Below are 15370 nucleotides of genomic sequence, written 5' to 3'. Positions count from 1 at the left end.
TGCCATGATGAATAGCATTGATCGACGCGCGGCCATGGGCGCGCTGTTGGCTGCCTGCGCCTGGCGGGGGGCAGCCGCCCAGAGTTGGCCGGCTCGGCCCGTCACGCTGGTGGTGGGTTATCCGCCTGGCGGCGACACCGACGTGATGGCCCGCGTGTTTGGCGAAAAGCTCTCCGTGCTGCTGGGCCAGCCGGTGGTGGTGGACAACCGGCCCGGTGCCAGTGGCACGCTGGGCGCGGGCTTGGTCGCCAAGGCGCTGGCCGATGGCTATACGCTGCTGTTCGCGCCCAATACCTTCGCCATTGCACCGCTGGTGCTCAAGGGCGGGGTGCCCATGGATGTGAACCAGGATTTCAGTCCCATCTTGCAGGTGGGCAGCTCGCCGCTGTTGCTGGTGGCCAGCAAGCAGTCCGGCATCAAGGATGTGCAGAGCCTGGTGGCGCAGGCCAAGAGTGGCCGCAGCATCAGCTATGGCAGCCCTGGCGCGGGCTCGCCCATGCATATCGTGGCCGAGATGTTCAACAAGTCCGCGGGCATCAAGCTGCAGCACATACCGTACAAGGGAACCTCACTGGCATTGGCTGATTTGCTGGGCGGGCATATTGCCACCGCTTACGCAACGCCGGGCAACGCCGCCCCCTATATGCAAGGGGGCAAGCTGGTGCCGCTCGCGGTGACGGGGCAGGGGCGATCGCCGTTGATGCCGCAGACACCTTCGCTGGTGGAGCTGGGATACAAGGACGTCTATGTGACGGCCTGGTGGGGCTTGTTCGGGCCACGCGGCTTGCCCGCCGAGGTGACGAGCAGGCTCAATCGCGCCATGGCGCAAGTCATCCAGCTGGCCGATGTGCGCGCCAAGCTGGCGGCCCTGGGCGTCGAGCCCGAGCTGGACGATGGCATGCGCTTGGGCCGCACCGTGTTCAGCGACCACCGGCGCTTCGGGCTGGTGATCAAGGAATTCGGCATCCAGGCGCAATGAGCGTTGTCAACACGAACCTGGTAGCAGCAATGAGTGCTTCAAAAAGAATCCAGACGGCCTCGCATTGGAGTGTGTACGACGTTGAAGTGGATGCGGCCGGCGCCATCCTGGGCGTGCATCCCTTCGCGCAGGATCCGGCGCCCCCGCCCTTGATGCATGGTTTGCCAGACCTGGTGCGCAGCCCATTGCGCATAGACCAGCCCTATGTGCGCGCCGGCTACCTGCGCCGGCGCGAGGGCAGTGGCGAGACGCGGGGCCGCGACAGCTTCGTGCCGGTCTCCTGGGAGCAGGCGTTGGCGCTGGTCGTCGATGGGCTGCAGCGGATCAAGTCGGAGTTCGGCAACGAGGCGCTGTACGGCGGCTCCTACGGCTGGGCCAGCGCCGGTCGGCTGCACCATTCGCCGAGTGTGCTCAAGCGCTTTCTGGGCCTGTATGGCGGGTACGTGGACAAGCGCGGCAACCACAGCTTTGGTGCGGCCCTGGGCGTGATGCCCTATGTGCTGGGCAAGAGCGATATCACCGGCATGGTCGTGCCTTGGGAGGCGGTGGTGGAGCATGCCGATCTGGTGGTGATGTTCGGCGGGGCGCACTCCAAGAACATGCAACTGGATGCCGGCGGTGCGGTATTGCACGAGAACGCACGGTGGCTGGAGCGTGCCGCCGCCGCGCGCGTGGACTTCGTCAACATCAGCCCATCGCGCGCGGACCTGAGCGCGCAGCTGGGCGCCGAGTGGCTGCCCATACGGCCCAATACTGACACCGCGCTCATGCTGGGCCTGGCCCACACCCTCGTGATCCATGGCCGGCATGATCGCGGCTTTCTTGAGCGCTATTGCCAAGGCTACGAGCGATTCGAGCGCTATCTGCTGGGGCGCGAGGATGGTATTGCCAAGAGTGCCGGCTGGGCTGCCGCGATCACCGGAATCGATGCCGAGCGCATCGAGCAGCTGGCGCTGCGCATGAGCCGGGGCCGCACCTTGGTGACCACCAGCTGGTCGATACAGCGTGCCGATCACGGCGAGCAACCGGTGTGGATGACCGTCACCCTGGCGGCCATGCTGGGCCAGATCGGCTTGCCTGGCGGTGGCTTCAGCCTTGGCTTTGGAGCGGTCAGCGGCATCACCGTGCCCAGGCCGCAGGGCATTCCCCGGCCCACCTTGCCCTTGGGCGCCAACCCCGTCAAGACCTTTGTGCCGGTTGGGCGCGTGGCAGACATGCTGCTGCACCCCGGGGATCAGTTCGAGTATGACGGCCAGCTGCTGCGCTTTCCGCATGTGCGCATGATCTACTCGGTGGGCGGCAACCCCTTCCACCACAATGCCAACCTCAACCGTTTTGCGCAGGCTTGGCGCCAGCCTGACTTGGTGGTGGTGCACGAGCCGTGGTGGACGCCGGCGGCCAAGCAGGCGGACATCGTGCTGCCGGCCACCACCACCATGGAGCGCAACGACATTCTGGCCACCGAGCTGCAGCGGCACTACGTTGCCATGAAGCAGGTGATTGCGCCGGTGGGCGGCGCGCGCAATGATTTCGACATCTTCGCGCAGCTCTCGGCCGAGCTGGGCTTTGGCGCGGCCTATACCGAGGGGCGCGATGAGATGGCCTGGCTGCGGCACATGTACGCCGGCGCCTTGAGCCGCGCGCGTGCGCAAGGCTATGCACCGCCGGAATTCGATGAGTTCTGGGCCAGGGGCCACTACGAGTTTCCCCACTTGCGCAGTCCCGAGTTGCTGCTGGCCGATTTTCGTGCCGACCCGCAGCAGCACCGGCTGAGCACCCCTTCCGGCAAGATCGAGATATTCTCCGCCGAGGTGGCGGGCTATGGCTACGCAGACTGTCCTGGGCACCCATGCTGGATAGAGCCGGCGGAGTGGCTGGGCGCAGCGCAGGCCGAGCGCTTTCCACTGCACCTGCTGTCCAACCAGCCGCGAACCCGGCTGCACAGCCAGCTCGATCCGTCGCCCTTGAGCCGCCAGTCCAAGATCGCCGGCCGCGAACCATTGACCATGAACCGCGAGGATGCGGCGCGGCGCGGTATCGGCGATGGCGATGTCGTGCGCGTGTTCAACGAGCGCGGGGCTTTTCTGGCGGCTGCGGTGCTCAGTGCCGAGCTGCGTGCTGGCGTGGTGCAGATCGCTACCGGTGCCTGGTTCGATCCCGCGCCGGCGGGCGCCGGCGAGGCCCAGCCTTTGGAGAAACATGGCAACCCCAACGTGGTGACCATGGACAAGGGTTCGTCGAGCCTGACGCAATCGTCGGTGGCGCAGACGGCGCTGGTGCAAGTGCGGCTGGAGCGCGATCCACCGCCAGTCTCCGCCTTCGAGCTGCCGCCCAGGGCAAGGCTGCAGCGCGCCGAATGCCACCCGGAGATCGTTTCCGTGCTATTTCCGTGACGAGGCCAGGCGAGCTTCAGGCCCCAGCCTGCTCAAGCTGCTGAACGATCGCGGCACGCACATTCTGCACATGCTGCATGCCGGCCTGGTCCGCCGCGCCGGCATCGCCGCGCAGCACGGCTTCGCCGATGGCCTGGTAGTCGCGCATGCGCATGCGCTGCAGGGTCGCGGGGCGGTGCTGGGCGTAGATGATGGGCATCTGTATCGACGAGAACAAGCGCCGCAGCTCGTGGCTGCCGCTGGTGGCGAGCAGGGCGCGGTACAGCCCGCGCCGCGCGCGGGCAAAGGCATTGGCGTCATGGCTGGCATCCGCCTGGGCGAGTTCGGCCAGGGCCTGCTCGACCGGCTCGCGCGGCCGGCCGGCCGATATGCCTTGCGCCGCGCTCTTGGCGAGCAGGCCCGTCATGCGTTCCGCCACGTCCAGGACATCCAGCGTCTCCTGCGGGCCGAGCGAGCGGATGGCCGCGCCCTTGTTGCGCAGTAGGTCCACGACTCCCTGGGCCGCCAGCTGCTGCAGCGCCTCGCGCACCGAATTGCGGCTGACGCCATATTGCTCCGCCAGGTCGAGCTCCACCAGCCTTTGGCCGGGCACGAACTTCTGTTCGGCCAGGCCGTTCAAGATGCCATGGGAGACGGCGCTGGACGCGCTGCTCTGATCGGATGGTTCAGGTTGGGCTTGCGGCATGGAGCGAAATCGGTTCGACTAGGCTTGCCATTTTAGCAAACAGTGCCCTACAATATTGTTGGACAATATCGTAGAGCAATCTATTTTTGATTGCTTCGCTGCTATGGACGAAGGAACCCCATGGACTTCTCGCTGACCCCCGAGCTGCAGGAGCTGCGCAGGCAGACGCGGCAATTCATTGCCGAGCAGGTGATCCCGCTGGAAAACGACGCGCGCCAGTCGCACCACGGCCCAAGCGATGCGTTGCGCCGTGAATTGGTGGGCCGTGCCAAGGCCGCGGGGCTGCTCACGCCGCATGCGTCCGTGGAGATGGGCGGGCTGGGCCTGAGCCATATTGCCAAGGCGGTCGTCTTCGAGGAAGCCGGCTATTCCCGGCTTGGCCCCACGGCGCTGAACATCCATGCGCCGGACGAGGGCAACATCCATTTGATGGAGGAGGTGGCCACGCCGGCGCAGAAAGAGCGCTGGCTGCGCCCGCAGGTCGAAGGCCGCCTGCGCTCATGCTTTGCGATGACCGAGCCCGCGCCCGGCGCTGGCGCAGACCCTTCGATGCTGGCCACCACCGCGGTGCGCGACGGCGACGACTATGTCATCAACGGAGTCAAGTGGTTCATCACCGGCGCCGAGGGAGCGGACTACGCGATCATCATGGCGCGCATGGAAGACGGCTCGGCCACCATGTTCCTCAGCGACATGGGGCGCCCGGAAATCGTGCTCGAACGCAGCATGGACGCGATGGACGCATGCTTTACCGGCGGCCACGGCGTGCTGCGCTTCAACGACCTGCGCGTGCCGGCCTGCGATGTTCTGGGCGAGGTGGGCAAGGGCTTTCGCTATGCCCAGGTGCGGCTCGCGCCGGCGCGGCTCACCCATTGCATGCGCTGGCTGGGGCAGGCCCGGCGGGCCCACGATACCGCGCTCGACTATGTGCGCAAGCGCCAGGCATTCGGCAAGCCGCTGGCCGAGCACGAGGGCGTGGGCTTCATGCTGGCCGACAACGACATGGACCTGCAGACTGCGCGCCTGCATATCTGGCATACGGCCTGGCTGCTCGACCAGGGCGAGAAGGGCAACTATGAATCCAGCCGCGCCAAGGTGGTCTGCTCCGAAGCGCAATGGCGCGTGGTGGACCGCTGCGTGCAGATGCTGGGCGGGCAGGGCGTGACCGCGGAGACGCCGGTGATGCGCATCTTCATGGACATGCGGGCCTTTCGCATCTACGACGGCCCGAGCGAGGTGCACCGCTGGAGCATGGCGCGCAAGCTGGTCCACATGGCCGACAGGGCCGCGGGAGCCGAGGCATGAAGGCAATCGACAGATTCAGCCTCAAAGGCAAGCTGGTGCTGGTGACCGGCGCATCCAGCGGCCTGGGCATGCATTTCGCCAAGCTGTTGGCCGGCGCCGGGGCGCAGGTGGCCTTGGCGGCGCGGCGCGCGGACAAGCTGCAGGCGGCGGTGGAGGAAATCACCCGGGCCGGCGGCGACGCGCGGGCATTCTCGCTCGATGTGGGCAGCGCGCAGAGCGTGAAGGGCTGCTTTGATGCCGTCTGCGCCTGGGCGGTGCCGGACGTGGTGGTCAACAACGCCGGCGTCACCGTCACGCGTGCGCTGCTCGATCAAACCGAAGCAGACTTCGACCGGGTGCTCGACACCAACCTCAAGGGCAGCTGGCTGGTCGCCACCGAGGGCGCACGCCGCATGGTGGCGGCGAACCAGGGCGGCGCCATCGTCAATGTCGCGTCGATCCTGGGCGAGCGCGTGGGCGGCGGCGTCGCGCCGTATGCGATCTCCAAGGCGGGCGTGATCCAGGCCACCAAGGCCATGGCGCTCGAACTGGCCCGTTACGGCATCCGCGTGAACGCCTTGCTGCCGGGGTATGTGATCACCGAGTTGAACCGCGACTTCCTCACCAGCGAGCTGGGCGACAAGCTGCGCATGCGCATCCCCAGCCGCCGCTTCGGCGAGTTGACGGATCTCGACGGCCCCCTGCTGTTGCTGGCCTCCGACGCGGGGGCCGCCATGTCCGGCGCCACCGTGGCGGTGGACGGCGCCCACCTGGTGAGCGGCCTATGAACCACCCGAATCCAACCCATGGCCCGCAGCTCGATGCCCTGGCCGGCTACCTGCGTGCGCAGGGCCTTGCGGGCCGCGAGCCACTGCAGCTGAGCGTGCTGGCCGGCGGCCAGTCCAACCCCACCTTCCGTGTCCAGGCGGGCGCGGGCCGCGACTATGTGCTGCGCAAGAAGCCGGCGGGCGCGCTGCTGGCCTCGGCGCATGCAATCGACCGCGAATACCGCGTGATGAAGGCGCTTGCCGGCAGCGGCGTTCCCGTGCCGCGCATGCTGGCCTACTGCGAGGACGACAGCCTGCTCGGCACGCCGTTCTATGTCATGGAATTCCTGCAGGGCCGGGTGTTCATGGACCAGGCGCTGCCCGGCATGGGCGGCGCCGAGCGCGAGGCCATCTACCGCGAGATGAATCGCGTGATCGCCGCGCTGCACGCCGTCGACTACGGCGCGGCTGGCCTGGGCGACTATGGCAAGCACGGCAACTACGTCGGCCGCCAGATCGCGCGCTGGACGCGGCAGTGCCGCGAATCCAGCCTGCCGGTGAACGAGGCCATGCACAAGCTCATGGACTGGCTGCCCGAGCACTTGCCGGCGGGCGACGAAACCACGCTGGTGCACGGCGACTACCGGCTCGACAACCTGATCTTCCACCCGAGCGAGGCGCGTGTGACCGGCGTGCTCGACTGGGAGCTGTCCACGCTGGGCGATCCGCTGGCCGACCTGGCCTACCAGTGCATGGGCTGGCGCATACCGCACGATCTGTGGCGCGGCATCGGTGGGCTGGACCTGGCCCGGCTGGGCATCCCGCAGGAAAGCGAGTATGTCGCCTGGTATGCGCAGGCGACCGGGCGCAACGCCACGCAGCACTGGGAGTTCTACATCGCCTACAACCTGTTTCGCATGGCCGCGATCCTGCATGGCATCGCGCAGCGCGCCGCCGACGGCAATGCCGCCGCCGCCGATGCGGTGGAGACCGGCCGCAAGGCCGGCCCGCTGGCCGAGCTGGGCTGGCAGGCCGCGCAGCGCTACCGGCCCGCGGGCTGAACCTCAGTATCCCAGCAGGCGCGCCGCCCCCATGAAGCTTGCGAAGGCAAGCACCGTGGTGGCCATGACCACCCGGGCAATGCGGGCGGCATCGGCGCCGAAGCGCTCGGCCAGCATGGGCACGTTGCTGGCGCTGGGCAGCGCGGCCACCAGCACCAGCACGGTGGCGGTGAGTGGCTCCAGGGGCCTGCCCATGGCGATTGCGGCACGGCCGGCCGCAAAGACCACCAGCGGATGCACGACGAGCTTGAGGGCGGCCAGCAGCGGCACGTCGCTGCGGCGCATGCCGGCCGCCGCCTGGTTGTGGCCGGCCGCTCGCTGCGAGCGTGCCAGCACCGCGCCCAGCGTGAACATGGCCGCGGGCGACGCGGCATCGGCCAGCATGGCTATCGGTTTCATCGCCATCCGGGGTGGCATCCAGCCGCTGGCCGAGAGTAGGCAGCCCGCGCCAATGGCCCAGGGAAGCGGATTCACCAGCATGCCCCTGAGCGCCTTGGCCACGGCAGGGCGCATGCCATGCGCGCCGGTTTCGCCCAGGCGCGACAGCGCAATGCACAGCGACGAGGTGATCACCATGTCGATGGCCAGGGTGACGATGGCCGGCGCCGCGGCGCCGGGGCCCAGCAGCTCCGCCAGCAGCGGCACGCCCATGAAGCCCGAGTTGGCAAAGGCCGCCACCAGCGCACCGAAGGCCGCATTGTTCCAGTCCGTCGACCGGCACCGGGCGCTTGCCACCGCCAACCCCACCATCACCAGGGCGCAGGCCAGCCAGATGCCGAAAACCAGGGGGTCGAACAGCTTGCCGATGGGCGTGGATGCGGCAAAGCGCAGCAGCATGCAGGGCAGCGCAAGGTACAGCACGAACAGGTTCAGCGCCGGGATCGACTCCAGCGGCAGCCAGCCGCCGCGGGCGCAGGCCCAGCCGATGAGCACGAGTGCGAAGAACGGAAAGCTGGCGTCGAGAATGTGGAGCATGGGCGGCAGGCCGGCATTGCGGTTGGTATGTTCCGAGGGGCAGCCATGCCCCCCGGCATGGCCTCAGCGCTGCCGCCAGGCGCGTTCGGCATCGTCCCAGGCGCCCAGGGCCTGCAGATCGGGCACCCAGGCCAGGCCGGACTTGGCATCGGAAGAGGCGGCCTCGGGCGTGACCAGCACGTCCAGCAGCGCCGGCCGGCCGGCGCGCAGCGCGGCCAGGGCGCGCGCGATGGCGGCGGGCAGTTCGTCGGCCTGCTGCACGCGCTCGGCATGCAGGCCGAAGGCGCGTGCCATCGCCGCATGGTCGGCGAACTGCAGCCGCGTGCCCACCACCTTGCCGTGCGTTTCCTGCTGGTCGCGCACCTCGATGGCCCAGCTGCCGTTGTTGGCCACCACGATCAGCACCGGTGCGCGGTGGCGCGCCGCGGTGTCGATCTCCATCGCGTTGAAGCCAAAGGCGCCGTCGCCGGTGGCCACCACCACGGTGCGGCCGGGGCAGGCCAGCGCCGCCGCTACGCCGAAGGGCGTGCCAATGCCGATGCAGCCGAGCGGGCCCGGGTCCAGGTAGCTGGCCGCCGGCAGGCCGACGCGGGCGAAGCTGAGGAAGTCGCCGCCGTCGGCCACCACCACCGCATCGGCCGGCAGCGCGTCGCGCAACGCGGCGAGGACGCGGTTGGGGTGCATCAGCCCGTCGCTGCCGGGGGGCGCCTGGCGCATCGATGCGGCGAGCTTGTCGGCACGGGCCTGGTGCCGCGCGCGGGCATGCTGGGCCCACTCGCGGTCGATGGCGGGGGCGCGTCCATTCGCACATTCGAGCATGGCCTGCAGCGCCGCGGCCGGCGTGGCCAGCAGCTCGGTTGCGCCGCGGCGGTTGTCGCGCAATTCGCTCGCGCAGTCGGCAATGCGCAGAAAGCGCGCCGCGCCGAACACCGCGGGCGAACCGTAGGCGAGCTGGAAGTCGAGCCGGCGGCCGATGGTGACGACCAGATCCGCCTCGGCCATCACCGAGCCGCGCATCGCGGAGACCACCGATGGATGTTCCTCGGGCACCAGGCCGCGGCTTTCGCCGGTGTCCAGGTACAGCGCGCCGGTGGCGTCAAGCAGGCGGCGCAGCGGCTCGCCCGCCCCCCTGGCGCCGCGCCCGGAGATCACCAGCGGGCGCCGGGCGCTCCATAAAAGCTCCGCCGCTGCGCGAACCGAGGCGGCATCGGGCAGCAGCTGGTGCCGCACCTTGGGCGCCAGCAGCTCGGGCAGCTGGACTGCGCGCGAGACTTCGGCGCGCAGCGTGTCGACCGGAAAATCCAGGTAGGCCGGGCCGGGCTCGCCGGCCTCGCCGAGCGCGCATGCCGCCGCCGCGTCCAGCTCCTGCAGCACGAGATCGGGCTCGCGCACGGTGCGCGCATAGCGGGTGAGCGGGCGCACGAAGTCGGTGTGCGCCATGTCCTGCAGCGCGCCGCGGTTCTCCTGCGCGCGTGGCGGCGTGCCCGACAGCAGCAGCACCGGCGCCCGCGCCACGTGGGCGTTGGCAAGCCCGGTCATGGCGTTGGTCACGCCCGGGCCGGCGGTGACCAGGGCCACGCCCAGGCCGCCGGTCAGCTCGGCATGGGCATGCGCCATGTAGACGGCGGCGCGCTCGTCGCGCACGTCGATGATGCGGATGCCCTCGGCATCCAGCCGCATCCAGATCGGCATGATGTGGCCGCCGCACAGCGCGAACACGCGGTCCACGCCGCGCGCCTTCAGAAAGCGCGCCACCAGCGCCGCGGCGCTGTGTTCGGAGATGGAGGGGGTGGGGGTCATGGAGACTTCTTTCTTCAATTCAAGGGTTGCGCGGCCGCCAGGCGCGGGGCGCGCTTCACGACGGCAGGAACACGGTGGAAATCGCCGGCACGGCCGTCACCAGCGCCAGGCCGGCCAGCAGCGCCAGCACATAGCCGAGGATGGGCTTCATGCCGTCCTTGGGATCGACGCGGCCGATGGCGCAGGCGGCGTAGTAGCCCACGCCGAAGGGGGGCGCGAACAAGCCCACGCCCATCGACAGCACCACCACCATCGCGTAGTGCACCTCGTGCACGCCGACCTGCCGGGCAATGGGAAACAGCAGCGGCCCGAACAGCACCACGGCCGGGATGCCCTCCAGCACGCTGCCGAGCACCACGAAGGCCAGCACGGACACCGCCAGGAAGGTGGCGGCGCCGCCGGGCAGCGAGCCCATGGCCTGCGCCAGGCCGTGCGAGAAGCCCGACTGGGTCAGCGACCAGGCCATGCCGGTCGCCGTGCCGATGATGAAGAGAATGGCTCCCGACAATGCGGCGGTCTCGATCAGGATCGGCCGCAGGCGCGACCAGTCCACCGCGCTGCGGCTGCACAGGCCGACGACCAAGGCATAGGCGATGCCCAGCGTGGAGACTTCGGTGGCCGTGGCCACGCCCTCGACCACCGCGGCGCGAATGACGAAGGGCAGCGCGATGGCGGGCAGGGCCGCCAGCAGCGCACGGCCCACCGTGCCCATGCTGGCGCGCCGCACCTGCGACAGGTCTTCATGGCGGTAGCGCCAGCCGATCACCGCGCACAGGGCCACGCCCATCACCAGGCCGGGAAGCATGCCGCTGGCGAACAGCGCGGCGATCGACACGCCGGTGACGGAACCTATGGTGATCAGCACCAGGCTCGGGGGAATGGTCTCGGTCTGTGCGCCGCTGGCTGCCAGCAGCGCGACCAGGTCGCCCCGGCGGGCGCCGCGCTTTTCCATCTCGGGAAACAGCACGGGTGCCACTGCGGCCATGTCGGCCACCTTGGAGCCGCTGATGCCCGAGACCAGGTACATCGCGCCGAGCATCACGTACTGGAGGCCGCCGCGCACATGGCCCAGCAGCGCCGCCAGGAAGGCGACCATGGTGCGCGCCATGCCGGTCATCTCGATCAGCAGGCCGAGAAAGACGAACAACGGCACCGCCAGCAGCGCGATGTGCGACATGCCCTCGTCCATGCGGCCGACGATGACGCCCACCGGCACCTGGGTGGTGAGCGCCAGAAAGCCGAAGGTGGCCAGCCCGAAGCTCACCGCGATCGGCACGCCCATCAAGACGGTGGCGGCGGTGACCCCGACAAAGAAGATCAGCAGGTTCAGATTGCCCAGGTTCTGGAAGAGTGGCTGCGCGGCCACGAATATGCCGCAGGCCGCGGCCACGAAGGCCAGGGCGGCGCCGGCCTGGCCCCAGGTGGCGGTCTTCGCCAGGCGCAGCGCCGACATCAGCGCCATCAACCCCAGGCCCACCGGCAGCGCGGCCACGCGCCAGGCGGCGGAGATATCCAGCGCCGGCGTGGTGACGGCGGCTTCCTCCAGCGCATGCTCGTAGGCGGGCCACAGGTTCAGCAGCAGGAATGCCAGCGCCGCGGCAATGGCCACCGTGTCGAGAAAGGCGCGGGTGCGTGGCGAGGCGCGCGCCACCAGGGCCGTCATGCGCATGTGCTCGCCACGCCGGAATGCCACCACCGCGCCCAGGCTGGCCAGCCACAGGAACAGCAGCGAGGCCACCTCGTCGCTCCACACCAGCGGGGTGTGCAGCCAATAGCGGGCGACCACGCCGGCGAACAGCACGCCGATCTCGGCCACGATGAGCAAGGCGGCGGCGATCTCCACGGCCGAGCCGAGGCGGCGGTCAAGCGACGCGGCCCAGGCCGGGGCCGCGGTGGCGGCCGGCATGGCGGGCGTCGAAGTCATAGCGGCGCTCATGGCTGCGCACCTCAGGCGATCTGGCCGGCGTACCGCTGCAGCAGCGCCCAGGCCTCGGGGCCGAATTTCTCCTTGGCCTGGGCGTAGAAGCCGGCAGCTCCCAGCACCTTCTGGAACGCGGCGTTGTCCACGGTGTTGAAGACCAGTCCCTTGCCTTCGAGCTGCTTTTGCAGCTCGGTGTTGGCCCGCGCGATGTCCTCGCGCTGCTTTTTCGCAGCCGCGTTGATGTGCCTGGCGATGATCTGCTGCAGATCGGGCGGCACGCTCTTCCACAGCTTGCCGCCGGCGACGAACCAGAAGCCATCCCATGCGTGGTTGGTGAGCGAGCAGAATTTCTGGACTTCGTAGAACTTGGCGCTCTCGATCAGCGCCAGCGGGTTCTCCTGGCCGTCGGCCACCTTGGTCTGCAGGGCCTGGTAGGCCTCCGACAGCGGCAGGCTCACCGGCGCGGCGCCCAGTGTCTTGAACATCGAGACCCACAGCGGCACCACGGGCACGCGGATCTTGAAGCCCTTGAGATCCTCCGGCGTGCGGATCGGCCGGCTGCTGCTGGTGATCTGGCGAAAGCCGTTGTCCCACACGGTGGCGAAGGGCACCAGCCCGACCTTGGCGATGGCCGCGCGGATGTGATCGCCCATGGCGCCGTCCATCGCGGCCCATACCTTGTCGTAGCCGCTGAAGGCAAAGCCCACGCCGGTGATGGCGGTGACCGGGATCAGCGTGGACATCACGGTGCCGGGGAAGGTCGCCATCTCCAACGCGCCGGAGCGGATCTGCGACATCATGTCCGAGTCGCTGCCGAGCTGGTTGTTGGGGAACAGATCGATGGCCACGCGGCCCTGCGTCTCGGCCGCGATGGCCGAAATGGCTTCTTTGAGCCGCACATTCACCGAATGCGTCACCGGCAGGTCGTTGCCCAGCTTGAGCTTGAATTGCGCCGGCTTGCCTGCCTGGGCCAGGGCCAGGCCGGGCAGCACGGCCGAGCCGGCCGCCGCGCTGGTTGCCAGAAAGTGTCTGCGGGTCAGTTGCATCGTTGTCTCCTGAAGTGTGTGGAAGAGGGGGTTGGCTTCGATTTCCGGCGAATGGTATTCTGAATTCAGAGTTCAATTTATAGGTGCAATCCCTTAATGAATTCTGAATTCGGAATCCTAAAATCGAGGCCGTTCCAGCCATGGTGAAGCCTATTGCCGCGCCTGGCTGCTTTGCTGGAGAACTTGCGATGAACCACCTGCTCACCGTGGCCGATGCCGTTGCCACCCATGCCCGCCTGTCGCCGCACAAGCCGGGGGCGCGCGATGCGCGCCGCAGCCTCACCTTTGCCCAATGGAACGAGCGTGCCAGCCGGCTTGCCAACGGCCTGTGCGCGCTCGGCCTGGAGCCGGGCGACAGGGTCGCGCTGCTGGCCTACAACTGCGTGGAATGGATGGAGATGTATGTGGCGCTGGCGCGCGCGGGCCTGGTGGCGGTGCCGATCAACTTCCGCCTGGCCGCGCCCGAGATCGCCTACATTGCCCAACACAGCGAGGCAAGGGCCTTCATCGTGCAGGATGAACTGATCGAGCGCGTTGAGCCGGTTCGTGGCGAGCTGGGCGGCGTGCATCCGCGCGGCTGGGTCGCCTTCGGCACCGATGTGCCCGCGGGCTGGCAGGCCTATGAGACGCTGATCGCCGGTGCCAGCGCTGCCTGGGAGGGCCCGGTGGTGAAGCCGTCCGACCCCTGCGCGCTGATGTACACCTCGGGCACCACCGGGCGGCCCAAGGGCGCGATCCGCAGCCACGAGGGCAACACGCTGATCGCGCTGGCCACGGCGCTGGAGATGGGCTTCACGCGCGAGGACAAGGCGCTGCTGGTGATGCCCATGTGCCATGCCAACTCGCTGTACTTCAGCCACACCTTCGTGCATCTGGGCGCCACCTGCGTGATCGACGAGCGCAAGAGCTTCGACCCCGAGGCGCTGCTGCAGACGCTGTCGCGCGAGAAGGTCACTTTCACCTCGCTGGTACCCACCCACTACATCATGATGCTGGGCCTGCCGCAGGCGACCAAGGAGAAATACGACGTCGGCGCGGTCGAGAAGCTGATGATCTCGTCCGCCCCGGCGCGCAAGGAGACCAAGCAGGCGATCCTGCAGCATTTCCGCAATGGCCGGCTCTATGAGCTGTACGGCTCCACCGAGGCCGGCTGGGTCACGCTGCTGCGGCCGGACGAGCAGATCGACAAGCTCGGCTCGGTGGGCCGTGAGTGGGCCGGCTCGGGCGCGATCCGCCTGCTCGACGCCCATGGCCGCGAAGTGCCCGACGGCGAGGTCGGCGAGCTGTATTCGCGCACCCCCTACGTGTTCGACGGCTACTGGCGCAACGCCGAGAAGACGGCCGAGGCCTTTCGCGGCGACTGGTGCTCGGTAGGCGACCTGGCCTACCGCGATGCCGACGGTTTCATCACCCTGGTGGACCGCAAGAGCAACATGATCATCAGCGGCGGGGAGAATGTGTATCCGTCCGAGGTCGAGGGCATCCTGGGCGCCCATCCGCAGATCAAGGATGTCGCGGTGATCGGCGTGCCGCACGACAAATGGGGCGAGGCGGTGCAGGCCGTGGTGGTGCTGCACGAAGGCCAGCAGGCGAGCGAGCGCGAGATCCTGGATTGGTGTCGCCCGCGCATGGCCGGCTTCAAGCGGCCGCAGGCCATCCGCTTCGTGCAGGACCGGCAGATGCCGCGCACGGCCACCGGCAAGATCCTCCATCGCGTGCTGCGCGACAGCCTGCTCTCGCGGCAGGAGCACTGAGATGAAGGCGCTGGACGCTGCGCCCAACCTGGTGGAGCAGGTCACGCAGTCGATGCTCGACGAGATTACCGCCGGCCGCCTGGCGCCAGGCGACCGGGTGATCCAGGAGCAGGTGGCGCAGGCGCTGGGCGTGTCGCGCCAGCCGGTGCAGCAGGCGCTGCTGCTGTTGCGCAGCCAGGGCGTGCTGCGGGATGCGCCGGGCCGCGGCCTGCTGGTGGCGCCCTTGGATCCGGCCTATGTGGGCCATATGTATGCGATGCGCTCGGTGCTGGAGGGCCTGGCCGCGCGCAATGCGGCCGAATGCAGCGCCGAGCGCGCGGCGCGCCAGGGCCCGGCCCTGATCGATGCCGGGCGCCGCGCGATGGCCAGCGGCTCTTTCAACCGCATGATTGCGGCGGACATACGCTTCCATGAATTCCTCTACGGCCTCTCGGGCAACCACCTCGTGGCGCCCGCGCTGGCCACCCACCTGGCCTATACCCAGCGCGTGATGGGCGAGGTGCTGGTGGCCGACGAGCGGCCTGCCGCCATCTGGGCGGAGCATGCCGGCATCCTGGCCGCGGTCTGCGCGGGCGACGGCGCGCGCGCGGAGTTGCTGGCGCGCCGGCACATCACCTCGGCTGCCGACTTCGTGGTGGCGCAGCTGCACGGCACGCATGCCGCGGCGGGCAGGGCGGGCAACTGATTGCCATGGGTAGAATCGGG

Annotated in this window: 12 protein-coding genes; 7 read left to right on the top strand and 5 right to left on the bottom strand. The window is 68.8% G+C overall.

The annotated features are described in order from the left end of the window. Positions 1-4 precede the first annotated feature (4 nt). Both ACODRX_RS02215 and ACODRX_RS02210 read left to right on the top strand, forming a co-directional pair. Entirely contained in the window at positions 5-979 is a 975-nt protein-coding gene (locus ACODRX_RS02215) for a Bug family tripartite tricarboxylate transporter substrate binding protein (RefSeq protein WP_488869402.1), read from the top strand. Then, a complete protein-coding gene (locus ACODRX_RS02210) occupies positions 976-3372 on the top strand; it encodes a molybdopterin-dependent oxidoreductase (protein ID WP_488869401.1) in 2397 nt (798 codons plus the stop codon). The genes ACODRX_RS02215 and ACODRX_RS02210 overlap by 4 nt, the downstream gene beginning before the upstream one ends. Positions 3373-3388: 16 nt before the next feature. On the opposite strand, the gene ACODRX_RS02205 is transcribed toward ACODRX_RS02210, so the two are convergent. After that, on the bottom strand, positions 3389-4057 hold the full coding sequence (locus ACODRX_RS02205; RefSeq protein ID WP_488869400.1) for a GntR family transcriptional regulator: 669 nt from the start codon (positions 4055-4057) through the stop codon (positions 3389-3391). A gap of 120 nt (positions 4058-4177) precedes the next feature. On the opposite strand from ACODRX_RS02205, the gene ACODRX_RS02200 reads away from it, so the two are divergent. The 3 genes from ACODRX_RS02200 to ACODRX_RS02190 are packed head-to-tail and all read left to right on the top strand — an operon-like array spanning position 4178 to position 7169. Then, positions 4178-5362 (top strand): acyl-CoA dehydrogenase family protein, encoded by a 1185-nt coding sequence (locus ACODRX_RS02200; RefSeq protein WP_488869399.1) that lies wholly within the window; start codon positions 4178-4180, stop codon positions 5360-5362. After that, the gene (locus tag ACODRX_RS02195) at positions 5359-6129 is read left to right on the top strand and encodes an SDR family NAD(P)-dependent oxidoreductase (RefSeq protein WP_488869398.1); all 771 of its coding nucleotides are present in this window, start codon (positions 5359-5361) and stop codon (positions 6127-6129) included. The genes ACODRX_RS02200 and ACODRX_RS02195 overlap by 4 nt, the downstream gene beginning before the upstream one ends. Next, the gene (locus ACODRX_RS02190) at positions 6126-7169 is read left to right on the top strand and encodes a phosphotransferase family protein (protein ID WP_488869397.1); all 1044 of its coding nucleotides are present in this window, start codon (positions 6126-6128) and stop codon (positions 7167-7169) included. Before ACODRX_RS02195 ends, ACODRX_RS02190 begins: the two co-directional genes overlap by 4 nt. A 3-nt stretch (positions 7170-7172) precedes the next feature. On the opposite strand, the gene ACODRX_RS02185 is transcribed toward ACODRX_RS02190, so the two are convergent. The 4 genes from ACODRX_RS02185 to ACODRX_RS02170 all read right to left on the bottom strand — a co-directional run bounded on the left by ACODRX_RS02185 (position 7173) and on the right by ACODRX_RS02170 (position 12911). Continuing rightward, entirely contained in the window at positions 7173-8144 is a 972-nt protein-coding gene (locus ACODRX_RS02185; RefSeq protein ID WP_488869396.1) for an AEC family transporter, read from the bottom strand. A gap of 63 nt (positions 8145-8207) precedes the next feature. Continuing rightward, positions 8208-9944, bottom strand: a complete 1737-nt coding sequence (locus ACODRX_RS02180; RefSeq protein ID WP_488869395.1) for a thiamine pyrophosphate-binding protein — start codon at positions 9942-9944, stop codon at positions 8208-8210. A gap of 55 nt (positions 9945-9999) precedes the next feature. After that, entirely contained in the window at positions 10000-11880 is a 1881-nt protein-coding gene (locus ACODRX_RS02175; RefSeq protein ID WP_488869394.1) for a TRAP transporter large permease, read from the bottom strand. A gap of 11 nt (positions 11881-11891) precedes the next feature. Then, positions 11892-12911 carry a TRAP transporter substrate-binding protein gene (locus ACODRX_RS02170; protein WP_488869393.1) on the bottom strand — a complete coding sequence of 340 codons (1020 nt, stop codon included), beginning with the start codon at positions 12909-12911 and terminating at the stop codon, positions 11892-11894. Positions 12912-13099: 188 nt separating this feature from the next. On the opposite strand from ACODRX_RS02170, the gene ACODRX_RS02165 reads away from it, so the two are divergent. Both ACODRX_RS02165 and ACODRX_RS02160 read left to right on the top strand, forming a co-directional pair. Next, positions 13100-14665 (top strand): class I adenylate-forming enzyme family protein, encoded by a 1566-nt coding sequence (locus ACODRX_RS02165; protein ID WP_488869392.1) that lies wholly within the window; start codon positions 13100-13102, stop codon positions 14663-14665. A gap of 1 nt (position 14666) precedes the next feature. After that, complete coding sequence (locus tag ACODRX_RS02160) at positions 14667-15350, top strand: GntR family transcriptional regulator (protein ID WP_488869391.1); 684 nt, start codon at positions 14667-14669, stop codon at positions 15348-15350. Positions 15351-15370 lie beyond the last annotated feature (20 nt).

The organism is Comamonas sp. FG99 (assembly GCF_057808605.1).
This window is presented reverse-complemented; position numbering and strand designations above follow the sequence as displayed.